Below are 22,974 nucleotides of genomic sequence, written 5' to 3'. Positions count from 1 at the left end.
AGTGCTCGTAAGTCCCTGCCGCTCGCCTGGCAAAGTCAGTGTCATGGAGTCGATGATGCGAGGGCGAGGCCGTCAGGCGAGGCCCGCGTCGTGGACCAGGATGGCGACCTGGACGCGGTTGTTCAGGTCCAGCTTGGCCAGCAGGCGGGACACGTACGCCTTGACCGTGGCCACGCTCATGAACAGCTCGGCGGAGATCTCGGCGTTGGTCCGGCCCTGACCGAGCGCCACCGCGACCTCCCGTTCCCGCTCGCTGAGCCCGGCCAGCATCCGTAGGGCCCGTTCGCGGCGGGAGTCGACGCCGGCCGCCCCGAACGCGGTGACGTGCCGGATCAGTTGCCGGGTGACCGTCGGCGAGAGGGTGGCCTCCCCACCGGCGACCCGGCGCACCGCCCGGACGATCTCGGCGGGCGGGGTGTCCTTGAGCAGGAACCCGGCAGCCCCGGCGCGCAGCGCCCGCAGCACCTGGTCGTCGGCGTCGAACGTGGTCAGTACGAGGACCTCAGGCGGGCGGGGCTGGGCGCGCAGCGCCTCGGTGGCGGCGAGCCCGTCCACCCGGGGCATCCGGATGTCCATCAGCACCACGTCGGGCGCGCAGGCGGCGACGGCGGCCGGCACCTGGTCGCCGTCGGCGGCCTCGCCGACCACCAGCAGGTCCGGCACGCCGCCGAGGATCATCGACAGGCCGGCCCGGACCAGGGCGTCGTCGTCGACGATCAGCACCCGCACGGGCTCCCCCGGGTCTCCCTGTCCAGGGCCGCCGCCGTCGTGTTCCCGCCCGGTCATGCCGGCCAGGGTAGCCAGGCGGTCAGCCGGAAGTCGCCGGACCCGTCCCGCCCGTGCTCCAGGTGCCCGCCGGCCAGGCTGACCCGCTCGGCGACGCCGATCAGGCCGGTCCCGGTGCCGGGGATGACGGGCTGCGACCCGGCCCCCACCGGCCAGCGGTTGCGGACGTCGACGGTCAGCCCCTCACCGGGTGCCCCGGACAGCCGGACGGTGACGGCCGCGCCCGGCGCGTGCTTCCGGGCGTTGGTCAGCCCCTCCTGGACGATCCGGTACGCCCCGCGCCCGAGCGCGACGGGCGTGGTCCCGGCCGCCTCGACGGTGTCGACCGCCTCCACCCGCATGCCGGCGGCCCGGGACTCCGCGACCAGCGTGGGTACGTCGGCCAGGGTCGGCTGTGGCCGCTCCACCGCGACCGGCTGCGGCGTCGACGCCGACCGGGCCGCCGGGGCGGGGGCGGGGCGGGCCGACCCGGCCGGCACGTGGCCCGACGACGCCGGGCCGGGTGGGGGCGGATCGTCGGCGCGGAGGACGCCGATGACCTCGCGCAGGTCCTGAAGGGCGGCGTGGGCGCTCTCCCGGATCACGCCGGCCGCCCGGGCGACCTCCTGCGGCGGCGCGTCCGGCCGGAACTCCAGCGCCCCGGCGTGCAGGCTGAGCAGCGAGATCCGGTGCGCCAGCACGTCGTGCATCTCCCGGGCGATGCGGGTGCGCTCCAGCTGCCGGGCCTGCGCCACCCGGAGCTGCTGCTCCGCCTCGGCCCGGTCGGCCCGGTCGCGCAGGGACAGGATGAGCTGCCGCCGGGCCCGGACGAACATTCCCCAGGCGAGCACCGAGCCGATGAAGACGGCCGCCCAGGCCAGCTCGCCCCGGAATCCGAGCGCCGGGTCGGGGCGGAGCATCGCGTAGCTGACGCTGGTCAGCACGCTACCGCCGAACACCAGCGTGGCCTGCGACAGCGGTCGGTGCACCACGAGCGTGAACATGATGACCACGAGGGCCACCCCGGCGGTCGCCGAGAACAGCCCGAGCGGCAGGGTGGCCACCGCCAGGCCGAGGGGCCAGCGGCGGCGGAACCACAGCGCCGCGCAGGCCAGCAGCCCGAGCACGGTGTCGAGTCCCTGCAACCACTCGTACGGCAGCCGCCCGGCCAGCTCCGGGTCGGGCTGGCGGGCGTCCCAGGCGGCGACGACGGCCCAGCCGAGGGCGAACAGGAACAGGTGGGCGTCCACCAGCCAGTCGCGGGTGGTCCGTCGGGGTCGCGCCCCGGACGACGCCACGTCGGCGAGGGCGCCCGGCAGCAGCCAGGGGTGGTCCGGTACGGCGGCGCTGGTCACCACCCCATGCTAGGAAGGCCACGGCCCCGCCGACAGCTACCAAAGTCGACGCCCGCCGTGGCCGGAGGTCGACGTGGTTCTCGACCGGTGACCGCAGCGCCCGGCCGGGTGGCGCGGGCAGGCTCGACCCATGATCGAAGTTGAGCACCTGACCAAGCGGTACGGCGGCCGCGCCGCCGTCGACGACGTCAGCTTCACCTGCGCGCCGGGCAGCGTCACCGGCTTTCTCGGCCCGAACGGGGCCGGCAAGTCCACCACGATGCGGATGATCTGCGGGCTGGCCCCGCCGACCGGAGGCACCGCCAGGGTGTGCGGGGTGCCGTACCGGCGGCTGGCGAACCCGGGCCGGGAGGTCGGGGTGCTGCTGGACGCCTCGGCGCAGCACTCCGGGCGGACCGGGCGGGAGGTGCTGGCGCTGGCCGCCGCCACGATGGGCGTGCCCCGGCGGGAGGTCGACGTGAAGCTCGACCTGGTCGGGCTGGGCGCGGGCGCCGCGCGGCGGCGCGTCGGGGCGTACTCGTTGGGGATGCGGCAGCGGCTCGGCCTGGCGCACGCGCTGCTGGGCGACCCCCGGGTGCTGATCCTGGACGAGCCGGCGAACGGCCTGGACCCGGAGGGCATCTTCTGGATGCGCGGCCTGCTGCGCGACTTCGCCGACCGGGGCGGCGCCGTGCTGCTCTCCTCCCACCTGCTGAGGGAGGTGGAGGCGGTGGCCGACCAGCTGGTGGTGATCGGGGGTGGTCGGGTGGTCGCCTCCGGCGGCACGGACGAGCTGCTGGCCGACGCCGGCACCCTGGTCCGGGCCCGCGACGGGGAGGCCCTGCGGCGGGCGCTGGCAAAGGCCGGCCTCGCCGCGACGGGCGCCACCGGCCCGGCCGCGTCGCCCGGCGGCGGCCTGCTGGTCCCGGCCGAGCCCGGCGTGGTCGGGCAGGCAGCGGCGGACGCGGGGGTCGCCCTCACCGAGCTGCGCCCGGCCGGCGCCGGCGGCCTGGAGCAGCTCTTCCTCACCCTCACCGGCGGCACGTCCACGAAGGAGACCACCGCATGAGCGCGAGCACCGCCCCCATCGCACCCGCCGTCGCCCCGCCGGCTCACCCGGGGGTACGCGGACCGTCGCTGTCCCGGCTGACCGCCGTGGAGCTGCGCAAGCTCGTCGACACCCGAGCCGGCCGGTGGCTGCTGGTCGGCATCGGCCTGGTCTCCGTCGCGATCGTCGTGGTGCAACTGTGGGTGCTGGCCGACGACGAACAGACGTTCACCGCCTTCTTCGTCCCGCAACTGCTCCCCGCCGGCCTGCTCCTGCCGGTGCTGGGCATCCTGTCCATCACCGGGGAGTGGTCCCAGCGCACCGCGCTGACCACGTACGCGCTGGTGCCCCGCCGGGAACGGGTGATCGTCGCGAAGCTCGCCGCAGTAGTGCTGGCCGCGCTGGCGTCGGTGCTGGTCACCCTGGTCGTCGCCGCGGTCGGCACGCTGGCCGCGAAGGCGATGGGCGGGTCGGGCGACTGGTCGTTCGAGGCCGCCCGGCTGTTCCACGCGGTGGTCCTGCAGGTGTTGGGGGTGCTGATGGGCGCGGCGTTCGGCCTGCTGCTGCTGAACACCCCGCTGGCGGTGGTCACCTACCTGCTGCTGCCGACGGTCTGGGCGGTGCTGGCCGGCATGGTCGAGGCGCTGCGGGAGCCGGCCCGCTGGCTGGACACCAGCGTCACCATGGAGCCGCTGTTCGGCCCGGAGGTGACGGCCGGCCAGTGGGGGCGGATGGCCGTGTCGGTGCTGGTCTGGGCGGTGCTGCCGCTGGCCGCCGGATTGGTCCGCACGCTGCGGCGGGAGGTGTCCTGACCATGGGGGCCGGGGACGCGTCGACGCGGGTCGACGGCGGGGCGGGCGAGCTGGCGGTCATGTGGGGCGGCTTCCCGCTGGTCGGGGCCGGCGCCGGCTGGCTGCTCACCGCCGTCGCCGGCCCGGTCGCCGGGCTGCCGTGGGTGCCCGCGCAGGGCTGGTTCGAGCTGCTGGCCGGGCTGCCCGAGCCCCGGGCCACGGCCGGGGCGTTGGCGCTCGGCGTGCTGGCCGGGCTCGTCGTGGCCGGGATCGGCACCCGGGAGCGGCTGCGGGTCGAGGTGGACGCGGACCGGGTCCGACTGCGCCGCGACGGGCGGGACCGGGAGGTTCCCCGCCGGGCCGTACGGGTGGTGTTCGCGGACCGGCGGGACCTGGTGCTGCTGGGCGATGGGGAGGAGGAGCTGGCCCGGGAGCGCGGCGACGTGAGCGCCGGGCGGCTGGCCGCCGCGTTCCGGGCGCACGGCTGGCCGTGGGCGGACGCGGACCCGCACCGGGACGCGTACCGGCGGTGGGTGGACGGGCTGCCGGGGCTGCCGGCGGGGGCGGACGCCCTGCTGCGGGCGCGGCAGCGGGCGGTGGACCGGGGCCGGCGCGGGGACGCCGACGACCTGCGGCGGGAGTTGGCCCGGCTCGGGGTGGTGGTGCGGGACGAGGAGAAGCGGCAGTACTGGCGGCTGACCCGTCGGGCGGCCCCGGGGTGAACTGTCCCCGCACCCGCGCGCGGAGCTTCTCGTTGGACATCTACGTCCGTCACAATGCGGAGGGAATTCTCCACCGACGGCAACGTGGCCGGAACGAGAGGGGACCGACGATGACCTCTGCGGAGAGGGCGCCGGGCGGCGCGGGGATCTTCCGGCGCAAGCCGGTCGAGGAGATCGCCGAGGAGACCGACGAGGGGCTGTCCCGGTCCCTCGGGTTGTGGCAGCTCACCGCGATCGGGGTGGGCGGGATCATCGGCGCCGGCATCTTCGCCCTGGCCGGGGCGGTGGCGCACGAGACGGCCGGCCCGGCCGTGCTCGTCTCGTTCCTGATCGCCGGCCTGGCCAGCGCGGCGGCGGCCCTGTCGTACGCCGAGTTCGCCGGCATGATCCCGAAGGCCGGCTCGGCCTACACCTACGGGTACGTGGTGCTCGGCGAGGCCGTGGGCTGGTTCATCGGCTGGGACCTGCTGCTGGAGTACACGGCGATCGTGGCGGTGGTCGCGATCGGCATCTCCGGGTACTTCGGCTTCCTCCTCGGGGAGCTGGGCCTGGCGCTGCCCGACTGGATGCTGGGCGCCCCGGGCACCGGCGACGGGCACGTGGTGGACCTGTTCGCGGTGGTGCTCTGCCTGCTCATCGCGTTCCTGCTCAACCGGGGGATCAAATCGGCGGCCCGGTTCGAGACGTTCGTGGTCGGGCTGAAGGTGGCCGTGGTGCTGCTGGTGATCGTGGTCGGCTTCTTCCACGTGAAGACCGCGAACTACTCGCCGTTCTTCCCGTTCGGGGTCGGCGGGGCGTTCACCGGCGCGGCCACCGTCTTCTTCGCCGTCTTCGGGTACGACGCGATGAGCACGGCCGCGGAGGAGGCGAAGGACTCCCGCCGGCACATGCCGAAGGCGATCATCTGGTCGCTGGCCATCTCGATGGTGCTGTACGTGCTGGCCACGCTGGTGCTGACCGGGATGCAGAACTACCGGGACATCGACCCGGAGAGCGGCTTCTCCTCGGCGTTCGCGTCGGTGGGGCTGTCCGGGCTGGCCAGCGTCATCGCCGTCGGGGCGATCATCGGCATCCTGACGGTGATGTTCACGTTCATGCTCGGGGTGACCCGGGTGTGGTTCTCGATGAGCCGGGACGGCCTGCTGCCGGCCTGGTTCGGCAAGCTGCACCCGGTGCGCCGGGTGCCCAGCCGGGTCACCTGGATCGTGGGCGTCGGCTCGGCGCTGATCGCCGGGTTCCTGCCGATCCGGCAGGCCGCCGAGCTGACCAACATCGGCATCCTGCTGGCGTTCGTGGTGGTCTGCGTCGCAGTGATCGTGCTGCGCTACCGCCGCCCGGACGCGCCGCGCACGTTCCGGCTGCCGGGGATGCCGGTGGTGCCGGCGCTCGGCGCGCTGTTCTCGATCTGGCTGATCACCTTCCTCGACCCGGTGACCTGGCTGCGTTTCGGCGTGTGGTTCCTGCTCGGCGCGCTGGTCTACGGGTTCTACGGCTACCGGCGCTCGGCGTTGGCCGGCCGGCGCTGAGGGCGGCCCACCGAGGCCAGCAGCTCGTCTAGCGCGTCGACCTCGGCCCAGCCGTTGACCGAGACCCGGCCGGCGGCGTCGACGGTCACCTCGACCCGGTCCGGGGTCCGGGGCAGCTCGTCGAGCAGCCCTGGGAAGCGGTCGTTGAGCAGCGCGAACTCCTGGTTGGTGGAGCCCACCCAGGGCCGGTCGGTGTCGACCAGGTCGGCCCGGAACGGCCCGGCGACCAGCAGGTCGGTCTCGGCCAGCAGGGCGGCCACGTCCTCGCGTCCGCTGTCGACGGCGCGGCGCAGGCCGTCGCGGGTGTAGCCGGTGAAGGTCATCACCGACCGGCCGGCCCGGCGGACCCCGGCGGCCACCTCGGCCAGCGCGCCGGCCTGGTCGAACGGCTCCCCGCCGAGCAGGGTCACCCCTTCGGTGCCGGCGGCGAGGACCCGCTCGACCAGCTCGATCGGCGCGACGAGTTCCCCGCCCCGGAAGGTCCAGAGCTGGGGGTTGAAGCAGCCCGGGCAGCGGATCGCGCAGCCCTGCACCCACAGCGCGGTCCGCTCGCCAGGCCCCTCGGCCCGGGTCGACGCGAGGAACCGGGCCAGCGCCACCAGTTCCGGCCCGGCGGCGGAGCGCCGCACCGGGCCGGTCTCAGAAATCGAGTACGCGTCCACTGGACGTCCCCGGGTAGGCGGGCGGCACGCAGACCAGCAGCTCGCGCAGGCGGGCGTACTCGTGCGGGGCCAGCTCGGCGGCGGCGGCGAACTCGGCGACGCTGCCGAACCCCCGGCGGGCCTCCCGGGCGGCGAGGACCCGCCCGGCGCGGGCGGCGTCGAAGCCGGGGAGCGCGGCGAGCTGCTCCGCCCCGGCGGCGTTGACCTCCACCGGGGACGACGCGGCCGGCGCGGTCGACGGCGGGGTGGTGGGCGGGCCGAAGACGGGCGTCCCGAAGCTCAGCGGCGCGCCGAAGCCCAGCGGCTCGGCGGTCGGGTCGACCATGGGCAGCGGCGTCACCGGCGGCGGGCCGGCGGTCGGGTCGCCCGGGACCTTGGTCGCGGCCGGGCCGGTGGCCCAGTATTCGCCCTGCTGCCCGACGACGGGTGGGCCGGAGAGGTGGCTGCCGAACCCGCCGACCGGCGGGCCGGGCGGCGGGGCGAGGACCCCGGGCGGGTACGCGGACCCGGGCCAGCCCGGCGCGGGCTGGGCGTGCCCGGACCGGTGGCCGGCCCGCCACCGCAACCAGAAGACGTTGACCCCGAGTGCGTGCATCGCGCTGATGACCCAGGCCGCGAACCACAGGCCGAAGCAAAAGTCGCTGGCGGCGCTCTCCTTCCCGGCGACGCCGATTCCGATAAAGCCGCCCCAGCTGGCGAGTAGGTAGACGATGCCGGGAATCCACCAGTCCGAGCGCCGGGCCCGGATGCCGACGTGGAGGAAGCCGATCCCGCCGAAGCAGCTGAACCCGAAGATCGGCAACAGCACCCACCAGCTGTGCCGCAGCCGCCACCAGACGCTGACCCTGGGCGAGCGCACCGGCGGCGCGGCGGCCCAGGTGGGCGGACCGGGCGGGGGCGGGTACCCGGGCGGGCTGGTCGGCGGGTAGCCGGGCGGGCTGGTTGGCAGGTAGCCGGGCGGGTCGGGCGGCGGGTACGCCGCCGGGCCCGCCGCGGGCGGCCAACCGTCAGGCGCGGTCGACATCGTGCTGCTCGTCGGCGACGACGGTGGCCACCCGGTCGCGGTCGGCCGTGTACGCGCTGCGCACCGTCCGCGCGCCGAGCAGGTCCTCCAGCACGGCCACGTAGTCGAGGCAGCTCTCGCCGAGCAGGCCCTGGGTCTCGGCGCTGACCGAGCCGTCCGGGTTGACGGTGACGACGACGCGGGGCTGCCCGGTCACCGGTCCCGCTCCTGCACGGCGAAGACCAGCCGGACCGAGGCGTCCTCGGTGACCTGCTCCGACTCCAGGCGCAGCCCGGCGGCCGGGGCCTGGGCCCGCAGCCGTTCCAGCACCGCGCCCTGCACCTGCCGCCCGTACGCGGCGTCGACCGACCGGACGATCTCCACCGCCCGGTCCTCGTCGACCTCGCCGGTGAGGTGCGCGGTCCAGATGCCGTCCGGGCCGCGGTGGAAGCCGGCCCGTACCCCGGCCCAGTCGGCGGTGATCCCGTCGGCAGCGGCGGTCACCGCCGCTCCGGTGTCCCGCAGCGCGGCGGCGAGCAGCGTCTCGTCGCGCATCCGGGTCTGCACCTGGCAGACCACCCGGCCCTCGCCGTCGCGGTCGGCGGTGGCGGCGTGCACGGCGGCCACGGTGGCCACCGCCAGGGGTACGAGTATCAGCGAGATGCTCACCGGCACTCTCCTGTCGTCGTCGTGGTGATGGGGACGGGGGCGGGGACCGGCATCAGAACTCCACCGCCCGGCCCCCGTGCCCCCCGCCCGGCAGGCCCGGGCCGCCCGCCGGACGGGGGTCGAGGTCCCAGTCCTCGGCGGCGGTCGCGGCGACCGCCCGGTGTTCCGCCCAGCTCCGCACGGCGGCGATCCGCTCGGCCTGGGTGACACTCAACGGAACCATGTTGACGAGTGCGCGCAACAGGTCGTCGCGGCGCAGCGGCCGGCGCTCGGCGTACGCGTCGACGAGCCCGGCGACGACGGCCTGCTCGATCTCCGCGCCGGAGTAGCCGTCGCTGAGCCCGGCCAGCTCGGTCAGCAGTCCCGAGTCGACGGTCAGCTCCCCGGCCACGGCCGGGTGCCGCAGCCGGCGGGCGACGTGCAGGCTCCAGATCGAGGCGCGGTCGGCCCTGGTCGGCAGGTCCACGAAGAAGATCTCGTCGAACCGCCCCTTGCGCAGCAGCTCCGGCGGCAGGGCGGCGAAGTCGTTGGCGGTGGCGATGACGAAGACCGGCCTGGTCTTCTCCTGCATCCAGGTCAGGAACGAGCCGAAGACCCGGGCGGAGGTGCCCGAGTCGCCCGGGCCACCGGCGAAGCCCTTCTCGATCTCGTCCAGCCACAGCACGCAGGGCGCGGTCGCCTCGGCGATCCGGATCGCCTCGCGCATGTTCTGCTCGCTGGAGCCGACCAGCCCGGCGAAGACCTTGCCGATGTCCAGCCGCAGCAGCGGCAGCCCCCAGGCGGCGGCGACCGCCTTAGCGGTCAGCGACTTTCCGCAGCCGGGGACGCCGGTGATCAGCACGCCGCGCGGGGCCGGCAACCCGTACGCGGCGGCCTCGGCGAGCCAGGCACCGTCCCGCTTGGCCAGCCAGCGCTTGAGGTTCTCCAGGCCGCCGACGTCGGCGAGCGCCACCGGGTCGTCGAGGAACTCCAGCAGCCCGCTGCGCCGGACGACCTGCCGCTTCTCCTCGTGCACCAGCCGCAGGTCGCTGGCGTCGAGCACCCCGTCGTCCACCATGGCCCGGGCGAACGCGTTCTCCGCCTCGTGCAGGGTCAGCCCGAGGGCCGCCTTGGCGAACCGTTCGCGGCCCCGCTCGTCCAGGTCGATGCGGATCCGGCCGGTGGCAGCGTTGGCGACGATGATCCCGTCCAGCACCGCGCGGATCTCCGGCTCGGTGGGCAGCGGGAAGTCGACGACCGTGACGTCCTTGGCCAGCTCGACCGGGAGGTCCGGCACCGGGGACAGCAGGACCAGGGTGCGCGGCACGGGGCCGCTGCGGTAGGCCACGGCCAGCTCGCGCAGCCGGCGCACCACCCCCGGATCGGCGGGCCGGCCGCCGGCGCCGAGCGCGGGGTGCAGGTCGGAGATGACCAGCAGGGCCGGCTCGTCGATCCGCCAGGCCGCGTCGAGGGCGGCGACCGGATCGGTGGTGCCCTGCCGCCGGTTGCCGTCGGGCGGCACCAGGCCCCGGGTCGCCGACCAGGTCCAGACCCCGCGCGGGGTCCGGACCAGGGCGACGTCGTGGGCGACGGCGGCGATCTCGCCGAGCACCCGCTGCTCCTCGTACGAGCAGACCTGGAGCACCGGGACACGGGCCTTGAGCAACTGGGACAGGGTGTCGCGGAAGACTCCCACCATCGCAGTTCCTCCCCCGGGGACGCGCCGAGCCGGCCAGACTCTAGCACCGACGGCCCCGGCCGGGGCGGCTGTCAGAAGCGGTACGCCGTGCCGTACTCCGGCACCAGCACCCGGGTCCGCGGGGACGCCGCGCGCACCGCCGCGACCAGCGCGTTGAGTCGGTCGCGGTCGGCCGGCGCGACCGTCGGCGGGTTGACCAGCGGCGTCTCGAAGTTATCCCAGTGCACCGGCACCACGACCTTCGGGTTGCCGAGGGCGGCCATCAGCCGGGGCACGTAGTCCGCGGTGACGGTGCTGGACTGGAGGGCGACCATCGCCACGTCCGGGGCCAGGCCGGTGAGGTCGCGCTCGACGAAGTCGCTGGCACCCATGAGGAACACCGTCGGCCCGTCGGCGATCCGCACCTGGTAGGCGAGGGTGTCGCCCTCCGGCAGGTCGGCGATCGTCTCAGGCCGGGCCGGCGGGGTCACCCGCACCCCGGGGAAGGCCATCGAGTACGACGCGTTGCGGCTGTGCAGCGAGCTGACCACCTCGACGGAGTGGTCGCCGAACTGGAGCACCTCCCCGCCCTTGACCGGGCTGAGCTGCCCGACCGGCAGCCCGTACGCCAACCCGAGGTGGTACGCGGTGAGCGTGCCGACCACGCGCGCGCCGGTGCGCTGGGCGATCCGGGGCACGTCGTTGAAGTGGTCCCAGTGGGTGTGGGTGACCAGGATCGTGCTGGCCCGGTCGACGTACCGGTCGAGGACGTCCTCGGCGACGGTGAGCGGTGTCTCCTGGTTGAACTTCCCGGTGAACAGCCCCGTGTCGTACCGGCTCAGGTACGGGTCGACCAGCACCGTCCGGTCGCCGATGTCGATCCGCCAGCCCGAGGTGCCCCACCAGCGGAAGCTGACGGCTCCGGTGCGGCGGGGGGCGGGGGCCGGGGTGGGCGCGGCGGCCCGGGCCGGGGCTGCCGGTCCGGCGGCGGCGAGGCCGCCGACGGTGACCAGGGCGGCTCCGGCGGCGGCGTCGCGCAGCAGGCGGCGGCGGTCGAGGTGGTTCTCGGGCATGGTGGGTTCTCCCCGTCAGGTGGTGCGGAAGGTACCCCCCGACCTCACCACCGCACCCGGGCCGCGTCCAAGATCGACGGCACGTACGGCCGATACGCGATCGGGTATCGGCCCAGCTCAGCACTCCTGCCCGAGCGGCGGCGGGCCGGGAAAATCAGCCGTCGCGCAGGGCCTCGACGGCGATCCGCGCCGCCTCGCCCATGGCCAGGTCCACGTCGATGCGGCGGGTCGCCAGCCGCTCGGTGCGGGCGAACACCGCCATCGCGTACCGGCGGCCGTCGGGGTACTCGGCGACCCCGGCCTCCAGGTGCAGGCCGGGCAGGGTGCCGGTCTTGGCGCGGACCCGCACGCCGGGCGGGAAGCCGGAGGCGAGCCGGGTCCAGAAGAGCTGCCGGTCCATCAGCTCCCGGACCGTCGCGCAGGCCGGGGCAGGGCCGGCCTCGTCGCGCCAGATCAGGCCGAGCAGCCGGGTCATCTCCCGGGCGGTGCTCGACGTGGTGTGCGCGGGGTCGAGCACCCGCATGGCCCGGACCCGCTCGTCGGAGAGGGTGGGGAAGATCCGGGCGAACTCCGCCTCGGTGCGGGCGCCCACGTCGGCGAGCATCGTCTCCACCAGCTCGCGGGGCCCGCCGACGATCCGGGTACGCGGCAGCCCCAGCTCGGTGGCGAGCATCGGCAGCACGTCCCGGCCGACCCGGCGCAGCAGCAGGTCGGCGGCCGTGTTGTCGCTGACCGACATGGCGAAGTACGCCAGGTCGCGCAGCGACACCTCGGCGTCGTCGGCGCAGCCGGCCACCCCCCAGCCGCCGAGCCGGTCCGCCGCCCGGACCAGCACCCGCTCGGTCGGGTCGAGCTGCCCGACGCTGGCCTGCCGGGCGAACTCCAGCACCAGAAGAATCTTGAAGACCGACGCGATGACCACCTGCTCGTCGGCGCGCACCGCCACCTCGCGGGCCCGCCCGCCCACCCGCCCCGGGTCCGCGTCGCCGAGGGCCCGTTCCGGGTCGTCGTCGACGTCGACCACGTGCAGGCTGGCGGCCACCCCGGCCCGGCCGAAGACGTCCGCGATCCGCTCCCCCACCGTCACCCCGGCACCGTACCGGCGAGCGAGGCCCGGACGTCGGCCCGCCACCGTCGGCGCGCGGACGAGCCGCCGCCGGCCGTCGCCGCCCCGTTTCCCGCCCCGTCCTCCCGGCCGGGTCGCTGGCGTAGGGTCGGCGGCCGTGGACCTGCTCCGGCACCTGCGGCACTTCGTGGTGGTCGCCCGCGAGCTGCACTTCGGGCGGGCGGCCGAGACGCTGGGCATGGCGCAACCGCCGCTGAGCCAGTCGATCCAGCGGCTGGAGCGGGAGCTGACCGTCGAGCTGTTCGACCGGTCCCGCCGGCAGGTGCGGCTGACCACCGCCGGCCAGCTCCTGCTCGGCGAGGCCGACGAGCTGCTCGCCGCCGAGCAGCGGACGCGCAACCTGATGCGCCAGGTCCGGGCCGGGACGCTCGGGGTGCTGCGGGCCGGGGTGCCGCCGGAGACCCCGGCGGTGACGCTGCGCGAGCTGCTGGACCGGCTCGCCGCCCGGGCCCCCGGGCTGGACGTCGACCTGCACGAGCTGACCAGCGCCGAGCAGGTCCGGATGCTCGCCGAGGGGCGGCTGGACGTGGGGCTGCTGCACCACCCGGTCAGCGCTGACGGGCTGCGGTTCGGGCCGGCGGTGGCCGTACCGCTGGGGGTGGTGCTGCCCCGCGCGTCGCCGCTGGCGCGGCCCCGGGAGGTCGAGCTGGCGGCGCTGACCGGCCTGGACCTGATCGCCGCGCCCCGGGCGACGGCACCCCAGTGGCACGACCACGTCCTGGACGTGTGCCGGCGGCACGGCTTCACGCCCCGGCGGGTGCGGCCGGCCCGGAACCCGGAGTTCCTGTTCGGGTTGGTGCTGGCCGGCGGGGCGGTGGCCGTCGAGCCGGCGGCGGCGGCCCGCCGAGAACCGCGCATCGCCTGGCGGCCGGTCGCGGGGGCGCCGCTGGTGAAGCGCACCTCGGCGGCCTGGCCGCAGCGCTCCGGTCACCCAGCCGCCCCGGTCTTCGGGGAGCTGGCCGCCGGGGTGCTCGCCGACGCGGAGCCGACGCGGCCGACCGACCCCCTCACCCCTGGCCCGCGCCCCTGGCCAGTGCTGTTCGAACCCCGATCGGCGGATTCACCCCCGTAAAGTTCCCCGGCGCTCTCCCGGTGTTCACGCATCCGCCGCTAACATCGCTGAGCATGAATACAAAGAGCATCACCCGCTCGCTGTCCGGGCGGCTGATCACGGCGTTCGCACTGGCCGCGGCGCTGGTGACACCCGTCGTGGCGAGCACCTCCGCGTCGGCGGCGGCCCCGCTGACCGTCGCTCAGGCGCTGGCCGCCCAGGACGGCCGCGCGGCCACCGTCACCGGGTACGTCATCGGCCAGCCGACCGCGACGTCCACGGTGATCACGTCCGGCTACACGGCCGACACCGCCATCGCCATCGCCGACACCGCCGCCGAGACCAGCACGAGCAGGATGCTCTACGTCCAGGTGACCGCCGCGTACCGGAGCGGCTTCGGGCTGCTGACCAACCCGGGGCTGCGGGGCAGGCAGGTCACCACCACCGGGGCGCTGACCGCGTACTTCAGCCACGGCGGGTTGAAGAACCCGACCGCGATGAGCCTCGGCGGCGGCACCCCCAACCCGACGCCCACCGCCACGCCCACCCCGTCGCCCAGCCCGACCGGCGGCTCCGGCCCGTACGACTCGACGTACTACGTCAACGCCGTCGGCAAGACCGGCACCGCGCTGCGCAGCTCGCTGCACACCATCATCAGTACGCAGACGAAGCTCAGCTACGACCAGGTGTGGGAGGCGTTGAAGGACACCGACCAGGACCCGGCGAACGCCAACAACGTGCTGTTGCTCTACACCGGCCGGTCGCAGAGCAAGACCACCAACGGCGGCGGGGTCAACGACTGGAACCGGGAGCACGTCTGGGCCAAGTCGCACGGGGACTTCGGGACCGCCACCGGCCCGGGCACCGACGTGCACCACCTGCGCCCCGAGGATGTCTCGGTCAACTCGACGCGCGGCAACAAGGACTTCGACAACGGCGGCAGCGCCGTCTCGGAGGCCACCGGCTGCTACACCGACTCCGACTCGTTCGAGCCGCGCAACGCCGTCAAGGGCGACGTGGCCCGCATGATCATGTACATGGCGATCCGGTACGAGGGCGGCGACGGCTGGCCGAACCTGGAGATGAACAACTCCGTGTCCAACGGCAGCGCGCCGTACCTGGGCAAGCTGTCGGTGCTGCTCTCCTGGAACCAGCTCGACCCGCCGGACGCCTTCGAGAAGCGCCGCAACCAGGTCATCTACGACCGCTGGCAGGGCAACCGGAACCCGTTCATCGACCACCCGGAGTGGGCCGCCGCGATCTGGAACTGACCGGCACCCGCCCGCCCGTTCGTTCGGCCGTTCGTTCGGCCGCCGGAGCCGCCCGGTTGTCGCACATCACCCACCCCGGACCGTGAGGAAACGGCCGGAAGGGGTACGACAACCGGGTGGCACAGCCGGGCCGGACGGCGGCCGGGAACGCTCCCGAACCGGCCGGCCCCGGACGAATGGGAGAGGCAGGCGAATGGCGAACACGATTCCCGACATCGCACTCAACGACGGCAACACCATCCCGCAGCTCGGCTTCGGGGTGTTCCAGATCGAGCCAAAGGACACCGCCGAGGCGGTCGGCCGGGCACTGAAGATCGGTTACCGGCACATCGACACCGCCGAGATGTACGGCAACGAGGCCGAGGTGGGTCAGGCGGTTCGCGCCTCCGGCCTGGACCGTGACGAGGTCTTCGTCACCAGCAAGCTGAACAACGGCTTCCACCGCCCGGACGACGCCCGCAGGGCGTTCGACTCCACGCTCGCGGCGCTGAAGATGGACCACATCGACCTGTTCCTGATCCACTGGCCGCTGCCCACCCGCTACGACGGCGACTTCGTCTCCACCTGGAAGGTGCTGGAGGAGCTCCAGCGGGACGGCCGGGCCCGCTCCATCGGGGTGTCGAACTTCCAGGTGCCGCACCTGGAGCGGCTGGCCGCCGAGGCGACCGTGGCGCCGGCGGTGAACCAGATCGAGGTGCACCCGTACCTCGGCAACGAGGAGGTGCGCGCGTACAACAGCGCGCACGACATCCGTACCGAGGCGTGGTCCCCGATCGCGCAGGGCAAGGTGCTCGACGACCCGACCCTGGTCGACATCGCCGGGCAGGTCGGCCGGACCGTGGCCCAGGTCGTGCTGCGCTGGCACGTGCAGCGCGGCGACATCGTCTTCCCCAAGTCGACCACCCCGAGCCGGGTCGAGGAGAACTTCCGGATCTTCGACTTCGAGCTGGACGACGCGACGATGGCCCGGATCAGCGGCCTGGACAAGGGCGAGACGGGCCGGCAGGGGCCGAACCCGGACACCTTCGACTACCTCCCCGACTGAGCGGACGCGTCGGGCCCTCGTCACCGCCTTCACGACCGGTGGGGAGGGCCCGCCGGCCGGGCCGGGAACCCGTGCCGCTGGCCTCAGGCCGGCGCGACCACATCGACCAGGAAGACCTGGCTGTCTGACGCTGTGCACTGCTGACGGGCCAGTTCCGCGCCGCTGGCCGTCGCGTTTCCCTTGATTCCGAAACAGGCGTCGTTCGCCGCCGAGCGCAGCCGGTAGGCGCTCGCCCCGGCGGGTTCGAGCCGGAACAGTTGCCGGGAACCGCCGGCCACGCAGTCCGTCCAGGGCTCGACCAGGCCCGTCCCGGGGTCGGAATCGCGCACCGTCAGGCACCCGAAGCCCTGGGTCGGGTGGTTCCACTTCATCTGGTGCAGGCCGTCGGCCACGAGTTGCAGGATGGTCTGTGGCGGCTCCGCGCCCGCGCAGGCCCGCTGGACCACGACGGCGTGTTCGTACTGTCCCGTACTGTCCCGGCCCTCGGTCAGGCAGAACTCGGGTACGCCCACCGGGCGGATCCGCACCACGCTTCCTCCGGTGGCCAAGCGCGGGCCGGCGGGCGTGGACGCGTCAGCCCCACCCGGCGGCGCGGCCGGTTCCTCTTCGCGGAGCAGGACCATCGCGCTGACGGCGACCAGCACGACGGCGACCAGCACGGCCACCCCGATCCCCACGCGGCGTCGCCACGGGGCCGGCGGGCGTGCCGGGCGTGCCGGTGGCGGCGGAACCGTTGCCGGGGAACTGCTCGCGGCCAACCTGGCGCGAGCCGCCGACCAGCTCGTGACCTGTTCCTCGCTCCCCGTGCAGGCACGCACGAACGCGGTCAGCACCTCCGGCCGTGGCAGGTTGGGCCGGCGCAGCACATCCGCCGTGGTGCTTCGGGGCAGGACGTCGCCCCAGCCGACCGCACGCTGCTCCAACTCCCGGAGGGTGCACCCGGACAGCTCCTTGAGCTGTCGCATCATCCCGACGAACTCGCTCGCGTCGCGTGCCGTTTCCGGCCGAACACTCCCTGTTCCCACCACGCTCATGCTGCCGGTAGTCCCAGTTCCGGGCAACCTCCGCTGCCTGATGCGCCAGGCATGCTGCGGACAACCGTTCCGGACAGGCCCGTGACCTGCCCGGACAACAGTTCCCTGTCCGGGACACCCGACTTCCCTTCCAGTCGTCGCCGCCATTGGACAAGCTGAGGAGACAGCCACGGGGGGTCGGGGCGGGGGAGTCAGTCGACGGCTCCCCCGTGCCGACGGGTGTCCCACACCGGGAAGGGCGCCGGGGCGGTCAGCGGGTGAGCGCGAAGCGCCAGTCGTTGCAGCGCATCCACCGGCCCGGCGGGTACTCGAATTCGGTCTCGCCGAGCAGCGCGAAGCCGGCCTTGCGGCAGACGGCGTTCGACGGTGGGTTGCCCACCGAGGGGTACGCGTGGGCGTGCCGGTGGGTCCGCTCGGCGCGGGCCAGGGCCAGCGCCTCGCGCACCGCCGCGGTGGCCAGCCCGCGCCCCTGGTACGCGGGCAGGATCGCCCAACCCATCTCGTACACCGGCTCGTCGTGCCAGACCCGCTCCCAGAAGCCGACGCTGCCGACCTTGACCCGCTCGGGCAGCACGACGGTGAACATGTTCCCGCTGCCAGGGCCGGGCCCGGCCACGTAACGGGCGTGCCGGGCGACGACCTGTTCCTCGGTCTCCGGGCCCCCGGTGTGCTCCCGGACCTCGTGGATGTTGAGCCGGCGCAGCAGGTCGAGGTCGCCCTCGGCCCACCGCTCGATGCGCACCCCCGCCGACGTCCCGCCCATATGGCCCTCCTCCGTGCTCGGTGCGCCCAGTCAACCTCAAACCACCGACAGCCCGGCGCGCGTCGGTGGGGCCGGTACGGTCCCGGGCGTGACGGGACACGACTGGTCTGACGTACGACAGAAGCTGAGCCTCCTGGCCGCCGCGCCGACGGCCGACGAGGTGTTCGGGACGGACGGGCACGGCTGGGAGCTGGAGCCGCCGCTGACCCCGGCGGAGCTGGCCGAGCTGGAGGGCCAGTTCGAGGTGGAGCTGCCGGCGGAGTACCGGTCGTTCCTGCTCCAGGCCGGCCAGGGCGGCGCGGGCCCGGCGTACGGGCTGTTCCCGCCGAGGCGGGTCGACGGCCGGTGGCAGTGGGAGGGCGACGGCGCCGACATGACGACCCCGGATTCCCTGGTCCGGCCGTTCCCCTACACCGAGGCGTTCAACCAGGCGGACGACGTGCCCGAGATGCCCGAGGAGGACGACTTCGCCTCGGCCGAGGAGTACGCCACGGCCGAGGAGGCCTGGTGGGAACAGCACAACGCGATCATGTACGACGAGGCTCACTTCGTCGGCCTGCTGTACCTGTGCCACAAGGGCTGCGCCCTGCGGGACGTCCTGGTGGTCACCGGGCCGGCCCGGGGCACGATGTGGGCCGACGGCACCGCCGAGGAGGGCGGGCTGGAGCCGCTGCTGGACGACGACGGCACGCCGCTGGGCTTCGCCGGGTGGTACCGCCGCTGGCTGGACGAGGCGGCGCGTCGCGTCGCGGGGGCGGGAGCGGCCCGCCCCTGACTCCGGCGGCCGGTCGGGGGCCGGCGCGCGACGGCGAACCGGCGGCCGGTCAGCGGGCGTCGGTGACCACGTGGGAGCAGGCGGCGCAGGCGGCGGCGCCCTGCTCGGCGTACCACCGGCAGGAGCGCCGGATCGCGCAGCGCGGCAGCTCGGCCTCGGTCGCCCCGGTGACCTCGCGGTACGAGTCGGCGACGCGGGCACCGAGGCCGCAGTGGTCGCCCGTCCAGAAGCCGCAGGACGAGGTGACGCAGGGGCCGGCGAGCCGGTACCGGGACTCGACCGGCTCCGGCGACCCGGCGACCGTGGCGAGCGCGACCTCGGCCGGGAGTTGCGGCGTGACGTAGGCGACCCGCCCCGCCGGAGTGATCATGCCGAGGAAGACGGTGGCGTTGGCCGCCGGCGTACTCGGGCACATCCGCTCCGGCGGGTCCGGCCGATGGTGGGGCTGGGTCACTTCTGGATCCAGAACCCGAGGTCGTTGATCTTCTGGCCGATCTCGTCGGCGAACGGGCCGTTGATCACCCACAGCCCATACCACTCGGGCCGGAGCTTGATGTTGCCATGCCCGACGGTGAGCGGGTTGGTGAGCTTGCTGCCGGCCACGCTCAGGGCGTTGAGGCCGGCCTTCTGGATCTCCCGGGAGATGAGGCTCTGCTGGTCGGCGGTGAGGTCGACCCCGTCGACGACGAACCGGAACTCGCTGCGTGCCATCTGCTGTCTCTTCTCTACTGGTAGGACTCGGTGCCCAGGCCGAGCCGCAGGCTCGCCCTGGTGAAGGCCGCCCACCCGGCGCGGGAGGCGACGTCGGCGCGATGGCCGGACCGGGCCAGCGCCCGGTTGGCGTGGTCCCGCCAGTCGGTGGTGCCCGCCACCGCGAAGCCCCACAGCTCGCGGCACGCCGCCCCGGCGAAGGCGACCTGCTCGGGTGAGCCGGTGAACGCGGCGGGCCCGTCGGTCACCCGCAGCCCGCCGCCGGGCAGCCGCCGGACGGAGGGGAAGTGGTGGTACAGGCTGGCCTCGGTGGCCAGGTGGGCGGCGTCCCGCCGGGCGGCGGTGAAACCGTCGGCGAGGTGCTCGCCCCGCCGTACGCGCAGGGTGTGCAGGGTGAAGGCGTCGCCGGTGGCGGTCGGCTCGCCGACCACCTCCACCGGGGCGCTCCACGACGGGGGCGAGTTGGCCGACCAGAAGGCCAACCAGGCGGTCAGCCGCTCGTGGAGGTCGGCCTGGAATCCGGCCGTGGCAGGGCCGATGCCGGTCACCAGGAGGCGGGCGGCGGCGATCCGGTCATGGGCGACGGGCGCACCGGCGAGCCCGGTGGACGCGGTGGATGGGGCGGCCTCGGCGGCGGTCCCGGCGACGGCGGTGAGCGCCGAAGCGGCGGCCGCGCCGACGAGGAGACGCCGACGGGATAGGGAAGGAGGAAGGGCTTTCATGGCCCGCCTTTCGGTGACGGCCTTTGCCCGGGGACTCTATCGACCTGGGTAGATCACCAGAGCGGTTCTTCTATCGGGACAGCGACAGGAAAGCTGGGAATCGCTGGCGGCGGAAATCGCTGGTTCATGCATGTCCACCGGCTGAAGATCCAGCCGAGCTGGCATTGATGCCGACGCATGGACAGACACCGGCGCGTGGACCAACACCGGCAGGGTCATTGCGTTGTCGCGGGTGCGGTCTCTGGTCGGCCCGGGGACCGTGGCCCGGGGCGGAGCTGTGGGCGCGGCGGTCGATGCCGTGGGGCGGCGCCTATGGAGCTGAGTCGTTTACGTCATCACCGCCGGTCGGGCCACCGCCGTCGCGTTACCAACCGCCGTCGCGTTACCAACCGCCGTCGCGTTACGCACCGCTCCGTCGGGTCGTCGCTTGCGTTCGCCGATCGCGGCGGGCGTGGCTGATGTCGTATCCGACTCAGCTCCATAGGCGCCGGGAGGCATACCTGCCGTGGAGCGGCGCCCACGCCAGGACCCCCAGACCTCCTGATCGAAACGCTTCCTCCCGACTTCGCAATCGCCCTGCCAACACCGGCGCATGAACCGACAACAGCGCGTGGGCCGACAACAGCGCGTGGGCCGACAACAGCCGGACGACTCTTGGCGTCGATGGCGTCCGCGAGTTCGGCGACGCCGGGGTGGGCTGACCCTGCCGGCCCGCCGCGCCCGTGGCGCCGGCGGGGCGGCGGGTCAGGGCTTGCGGGCGACCGCGCCGTAGATGGACGCCTCGGCCAGCGGCGGTCGCTCGGACTCGGGCACCTCGGCACGCCACTGCGTCACCGGGACGACCCCCGGCTCAACCAGCTCCAGGCCGTCGAAGAACCGGGCGAACTCCGCCCGGGACCGGGGGACGGCTTCCCGTTCGACCGTGCGCGCCGCCAGCTCGACGTTCATCCGCGCGACGACCTCGGCGGGCATGAGGTCGATGGTGACGTGGCTCAGCGCCAGGTAGCTGCCCGACGGCAGCGCCTCGACCAGCCGGCCGACCACCTCGTACGGCCGGTCGGCGTCGGTCAGGAAGTGCACGACCGCGACCAGGAGCAGCGCCACCGGCCGGGACAGGTCCAGCGTGCGGCGCAGCTCATCGGCGGCCAGGATGCGCTCCGGGTCGCGCAGGTCGGCGTCCAGGTATGCCGTCGCGCCGGCCCGGCAGCTGGTCAGCAGCGCCCGCGCGTGGGCCAGCACCATCGGGTCGTTGTCGGCGTACAGGACCCGCGACTCGGGGGCCACGGCCTGGGCCACCTCGTGGGTGTTGTCGGCCGTCGGGATGCCGGTGCCGATGTCGAGGAACTGCCGGACCCCGGCCTCGGCGGCCAGGTACCGTACCGCCCGCTGGAGAAAGGCCCGGTTCTCCCGGGCGAGGGTGCGGATCGCCGGGTACGCGGCCGCGATCCGGTCGCCGGACTCCCGGTCCACGGCGAAGTTGTCCTTGCCGCCGAGCCAGTAGTTGTAGCGCCGGGCGGGGTGGGGCACGCTGGTGTCGAATCGGTCGGAGAGCCGAGCGGTGTGGTCGTCCTGAGGGGTTGCGGAACCCACGGGAATCCTCATCGTTCGTGCGGCCAGGAAAGGCTCCGGCCCGCCGCAGGTTCCCGGTCGGCCGGCGCCCCCACACAGCGTATGCGTCAGATCGCCGGACCGCTGACCCGCCGATCATCGCGGGTGGACACTCCGTGTCTTCTCTGGCCGGCGGGTGCGGTCAGCGGTCGCAGTCGTCGGGCAGGTGGATGCGGGCGGCGGGCACCCCGGCGGCGAGCAGCCGCAGCCGCGTGCCGGCCACCATCGTGGGTGGGCCGCAGGCGTACACCTCCTGGCCCGGCCGATGGTGCCGCAGCGCGACGGTGAGGGCGTCGCCCCGCTCGTCGGGCTCGGCGTGCTCGTCGTGGGAGAACGCGGGCACCACGGTCAGCCAGTCGTGGGCGGTCTGGAGCTTGTCGAGGCTGATCGGGTCGTACAGGTCGGCGAAGGCGCGGATGCCGACGACCAGGGTCACCCGCCGGCCGGCCCTGGTCGCCTGCTCGGCGGCGACCTGCTCGACCAGGGCGCGCAGCGGGGCGAGGCCGGTGCCCCCGGCGACGAGAAGCAGGTCGGCGGTCGAGTCGGGGGCGAGCGTGAGGCCGGCGCCGCGGGGCGGGCCGAGCCAGAGCTGCTCGCCGGGGCGTACCCGGTCGACGAGGCTGCGGGAGACGGTGCCGGCGGCGCGGACGTGCAGCTCGATAGTGCCGTCGGGGCGGGGCGCGTTGGCGGGTGAGTACCAGCGCCACCGGCCGGGCAGGCCGGGCACGCTGACCGGGACGGCCTGGCCGGGGCGGAACGGCAGCCGCCGCCAGGGACGTACGGTGAGAATGGCGACGCCCTCGGCGGGCCGGTCGTGGTCGAGCACCTCGACCGGCCACCAGGCCGGGCCGTCGCCGACGCGGGCGGCGGCGTGCCGGACGGCGGTCAGCGCGCGGACGGCGGCCCGGTCCCAGGCGGCGGCCAGCGCGGTCGTCCACTGTGGGCGGGCGTGGCGGGCCACCGTGGCGACCAGGGCGTCGCCGACCAGCACCTGGTGGTGCGGGCCGAGGTGACAGTCGCGCCAGGCCCGGCCGAGAACGGTCAGCAGCGCGGCCCGCCCGGCCCGGTCGTCGTCGCCGGTGGCGAGCTGGCCGAGGGCCGCCAGGAACAGGGGCGCGTCCCGTTCGGACAGCAGGGCGGGCATCCGGTCGGCGAGCGTGCACCAGAAGTGGTCGGCGGCCCGGTCGATGCCGGCGACGGTGACCGCCCAAGAGGCGGCGAGGTCGACGTCCCTCACCGGCCGGCCCCGGTTGGATGTGCCTCTCCGACGGCCCTGGCTGGGCGTGCCTCCCCGGCGGTCCCCGTTGGGCGTGCCTCCCCGGCGAAGGCGGCGCGGGCTGCGGCGATCGCGGCCTGCGGCACGTCGAGCGCCCAGAGCACCCCGGCGAGGTAGTCGACCAGCCGCCGGTGCTGCTCCTCCCCCAGCCCGAGCCCCGGCCAGGCGTCCGCCGCCGCGCGCCCGTCGAGCGCCGCGCCGAGGGTCGCCGCCAGGTGGTCGGCGAACCGGCCCAGATCGACCCCGACCAGGTACGGCTCCAGCTCCGCGTCCGCCGCTACCAGCCGCAGCCATTGCCACACGGCCTCCCGCACGACCTCGTCCGAGTACGCCACGTTCACG

At 74.5% G+C, this 22,974-nt stretch carries 25 protein-coding genes; 8 read left to right on the top strand and 17 right to left on the bottom strand.

The features are described from left to right. Nucleotides 1-72: 72 nt before the first annotated feature. Entirely contained in the window at nucleotides 73-804 is a 732-nt protein-coding gene (locus OG617_RS20300; protein ID WP_405103843.1) for a response regulator, read from the bottom strand. After that, nucleotides 783-2,120, bottom strand: a complete 1,338-nt coding sequence (locus OG617_RS20295; RefSeq protein ID WP_405094628.1) for a sensor histidine kinase — start codon at nucleotides 2,118-2,120, stop codon at nucleotides 783-785. The genes OG617_RS20300 and OG617_RS20295 overlap by 22 nt, the downstream gene beginning before the upstream one ends. Nucleotides 2,121-2,250: 130 nt before the next feature. Between OG617_RS20295 and OG617_RS20290 the strand changes: the two genes are divergently transcribed. The 4 genes from OG617_RS20290 (at nucleotide 2,251) to OG617_RS20275 (ending at nucleotide 6,186) form a co-directional block, all read left to right on the top strand. Further along, a complete protein-coding gene (locus OG617_RS20290) occupies nucleotides 2,251-3,168 on the top strand; it encodes an ABC transporter ATP-binding protein (protein ID WP_405094627.1) in 918 nt (305 codons plus the stop codon). Beyond that, nucleotides 3,165-3,959: an ABC transporter permease gene (locus OG617_RS20285; protein WP_405094626.1), complete on the top strand. Its 795-nt coding sequence runs from the start codon at nucleotides 3,165-3,167 to the stop codon at nucleotides 3,957-3,959. The genes OG617_RS20290 and OG617_RS20285 overlap by 4 nt, the downstream gene beginning before the upstream one ends. 2 nt (nucleotides 3,960-3,961) lie before the next feature. Continuing rightward, the gene (locus OG617_RS20280) at nucleotides 3,962-4,660 is read left to right on the top strand and encodes a hypothetical protein (RefSeq protein WP_405094625.1); all 699 of its coding nucleotides are present in this window, start codon (nucleotides 3,962-3,964) and stop codon (nucleotides 4,658-4,660) included. Between the two features lie 110 nt (nucleotides 4,661-4,770). Further along, a complete protein-coding gene (locus OG617_RS20275) occupies nucleotides 4,771-6,186 on the top strand; it encodes an amino acid permease (RefSeq protein ID WP_405094624.1) in 1,416 nt (471 codons plus the stop codon). Here OG617_RS20275 and OG617_RS20270 read toward each other — a convergent pair. The 7 genes from OG617_RS20270 to OG617_RS20240 all read right to left on the bottom strand — a co-directional run bounded on the left by OG617_RS20270 (nucleotide 6,153) and on the right by OG617_RS20240 (nucleotide 12,337). Then, nucleotides 6,153-6,848: a 4Fe-4S single cluster domain-containing protein gene (locus OG617_RS20270; protein ID WP_405094623.1), complete on the bottom strand. Its 696-nt coding sequence runs from the start codon at nucleotides 6,846-6,848 to the stop codon at nucleotides 6,153-6,155. The two genes, OG617_RS20275 and OG617_RS20270, sit on opposite strands and share 34 nt — an antisense overlap. Continuing rightward, on the bottom strand, nucleotides 6,826-7,872 hold the full coding sequence (locus tag OG617_RS20265) for a ComEA family DNA-binding protein (RefSeq protein ID WP_405094622.1): 1,047 nt from the start codon (nucleotides 7,870-7,872) through the stop codon (nucleotides 6,826-6,828). Before OG617_RS20265 ends, OG617_RS20270 begins: the two co-directional genes overlap by 23 nt. After that, nucleotides 7,856-8,068 carry a DUF2997 domain-containing protein gene (locus tag OG617_RS20260; protein WP_396676053.1) on the bottom strand — a complete coding sequence of 71 codons (213 nt, stop codon included), beginning with the start codon at nucleotides 8,066-8,068 and terminating at the stop codon, nucleotides 7,856-7,858. Before OG617_RS20260 ends, OG617_RS20265 begins: the two co-directional genes overlap by 17 nt. Then, nucleotides 8,065-8,520, bottom strand: a complete 456-nt coding sequence (locus OG617_RS20255; protein WP_405094621.1) for a hypothetical protein — start codon at nucleotides 8,518-8,520, stop codon at nucleotides 8,065-8,067. The genes OG617_RS20260 and OG617_RS20255 overlap by 4 nt, the downstream gene beginning before the upstream one ends. Nucleotides 8,521-8,572: 52 nt before the next feature. Next, complete coding sequence (locus OG617_RS20250; RefSeq protein ID WP_405094620.1) at nucleotides 8,573-10,198, bottom strand: AAA family ATPase; 1,626 nt, start codon at nucleotides 10,196-10,198, stop codon at nucleotides 8,573-8,575. Nucleotides 10,199-10,269: 71 nt separating this feature from the next. Next, nucleotides 10,270-11,250 carry an MBL fold metallo-hydrolase gene (locus OG617_RS20245; RefSeq protein WP_405094619.1) on the bottom strand — a complete coding sequence of 327 codons (981 nt, stop codon included), beginning with the start codon at nucleotides 11,248-11,250 and terminating at the stop codon, nucleotides 10,270-10,272. A 154-nt stretch (nucleotides 11,251-11,404) separates the two neighbouring features. Next, a complete protein-coding gene (locus OG617_RS20240) occupies nucleotides 11,405-12,337 on the bottom strand; it encodes a serine hydrolase (protein WP_405094618.1) in 933 nt (310 codons plus the stop codon). Nucleotides 12,338-12,473: 136 nt separating this feature from the next. Between OG617_RS20240 and OG617_RS20235 the strand changes: the two genes are divergently transcribed. The 3 genes from OG617_RS20235 (at nucleotide 12,474) to OG617_RS20225 (ending at nucleotide 15,743) form a co-directional block, all read left to right on the top strand. Continuing rightward, nucleotides 12,474-13,448, top strand: coding sequence for a LysR substrate-binding domain-containing protein (locus tag OG617_RS20235; protein WP_405094617.1), 975 nt, complete (start codon nucleotides 12,474-12,476; stop codon nucleotides 13,446-13,448). Between the two features lie 53 nt (nucleotides 13,449-13,501). Continuing rightward, nucleotides 13,502-14,698, top strand: coding sequence for an endonuclease (locus OG617_RS20230; protein WP_405094616.1), 1,197 nt, complete (start codon nucleotides 13,502-13,504; stop codon nucleotides 14,696-14,698). 193 nt (nucleotides 14,699-14,891) lie between these two features. Further along, nucleotides 14,892-15,743, top strand: a complete 852-nt coding sequence (locus OG617_RS20225; protein ID WP_405094615.1) for an aldo/keto reductase — start codon at nucleotides 14,892-14,894, stop codon at nucleotides 15,741-15,743. Between the two features lie 83 nt (nucleotides 15,744-15,826). On the opposite strand, the gene OG617_RS20220 is transcribed toward OG617_RS20225, so the two are convergent. Both OG617_RS20220 and OG617_RS20215 read right to left on the bottom strand, forming a co-directional pair. After that, nucleotides 15,827-16,768 (bottom strand): RICIN domain-containing protein, encoded by a 942-nt coding sequence (locus OG617_RS20220; RefSeq protein ID WP_405094614.1) that lies wholly within the window; start codon nucleotides 16,766-16,768, stop codon nucleotides 15,827-15,829. A 259-nt stretch (nucleotides 16,769-17,027) separates the two neighbouring features. Next, the gene (locus OG617_RS20215) at nucleotides 17,028-17,540 is read right to left on the bottom strand and encodes a GNAT family N-acetyltransferase (protein ID WP_405094613.1); all 513 of its coding nucleotides are present in this window, start codon (nucleotides 17,538-17,540) and stop codon (nucleotides 17,028-17,030) included. Nucleotides 17,541-17,628: 88 nt separating this feature from the next. Here OG617_RS20215 and OG617_RS20210 point away from each other — a divergent pair, with 88 nt between their 5' ends. After that, nucleotides 17,629-18,315 carry an SMI1/KNR4 family protein gene (locus tag OG617_RS20210; RefSeq protein WP_405094612.1) on the top strand — a complete coding sequence of 229 codons (687 nt, stop codon included), beginning with the start codon at nucleotides 17,629-17,631 and terminating at the stop codon, nucleotides 18,313-18,315. 49 nt (nucleotides 18,316-18,364) lie between these two features. On the opposite strand, the gene OG617_RS20205 is transcribed toward OG617_RS20210, so the two are convergent. From OG617_RS20205 to OG617_RS20180, 6 genes are all read right to left on the bottom strand, one after another. Beyond that, nucleotides 18,365-18,769, bottom strand: a complete 405-nt coding sequence (locus tag OG617_RS20205) for a hypothetical protein (RefSeq protein ID WP_405094611.1) — start codon at nucleotides 18,767-18,769, stop codon at nucleotides 18,365-18,367. Beyond that, nucleotides 18,766-19,026 carry a hypothetical protein gene (locus OG617_RS20200; protein ID WP_161687487.1) on the bottom strand — a complete coding sequence of 87 codons (261 nt, stop codon included), beginning with the start codon at nucleotides 19,024-19,026 and terminating at the stop codon, nucleotides 18,766-18,768. The genes OG617_RS20205 and OG617_RS20200 overlap by 4 nt, the downstream gene beginning before the upstream one ends. A gap of 14 nt (nucleotides 19,027-19,040) precedes the next feature. Further along, nucleotides 19,041-19,748, bottom strand: coding sequence for a hypothetical protein (locus OG617_RS20195; RefSeq protein ID WP_405094610.1), 708 nt, complete (start codon nucleotides 19,746-19,748; stop codon nucleotides 19,041-19,043). 744 nt (nucleotides 19,749-20,492) lie between these two features. Next, nucleotides 20,493-21,350: an SAM-dependent methyltransferase gene (locus OG617_RS20190; protein WP_405094609.1), complete on the bottom strand. Its 858-nt coding sequence runs from the start codon at nucleotides 21,348-21,350 to the stop codon at nucleotides 20,493-20,495. Between the two features lie 148 nt (nucleotides 21,351-21,498). Then, nucleotides 21,499-22,593, bottom strand: coding sequence for an FAD-binding oxidoreductase (locus OG617_RS20185; RefSeq protein WP_405094608.1), 1,095 nt, complete (start codon nucleotides 22,591-22,593; stop codon nucleotides 21,499-21,501). Further along, nucleotides 22,590-22,967 (bottom strand): globin, encoded by a 378-nt coding sequence (locus tag OG617_RS20180; protein WP_405094607.1) that lies wholly within the window; start codon nucleotides 22,965-22,967, stop codon nucleotides 22,590-22,592. Before OG617_RS20180 ends, OG617_RS20185 begins: the two co-directional genes overlap by 4 nt. Nucleotides 22,968-22,974 lie beyond the last annotated feature (7 nt).

Origin of the sequence: Micromonospora sp. NBC_01412, assembly GCF_045040215.1 — a bacterium.
Classification (GTDB): domain Bacteria; phylum Actinomycetota; class Actinomycetes; order Mycobacteriales; family Micromonosporaceae; genus Micromonospora; species Micromonospora rubida.
This window is presented reverse-complemented; position numbering and strand designations above follow the sequence as displayed.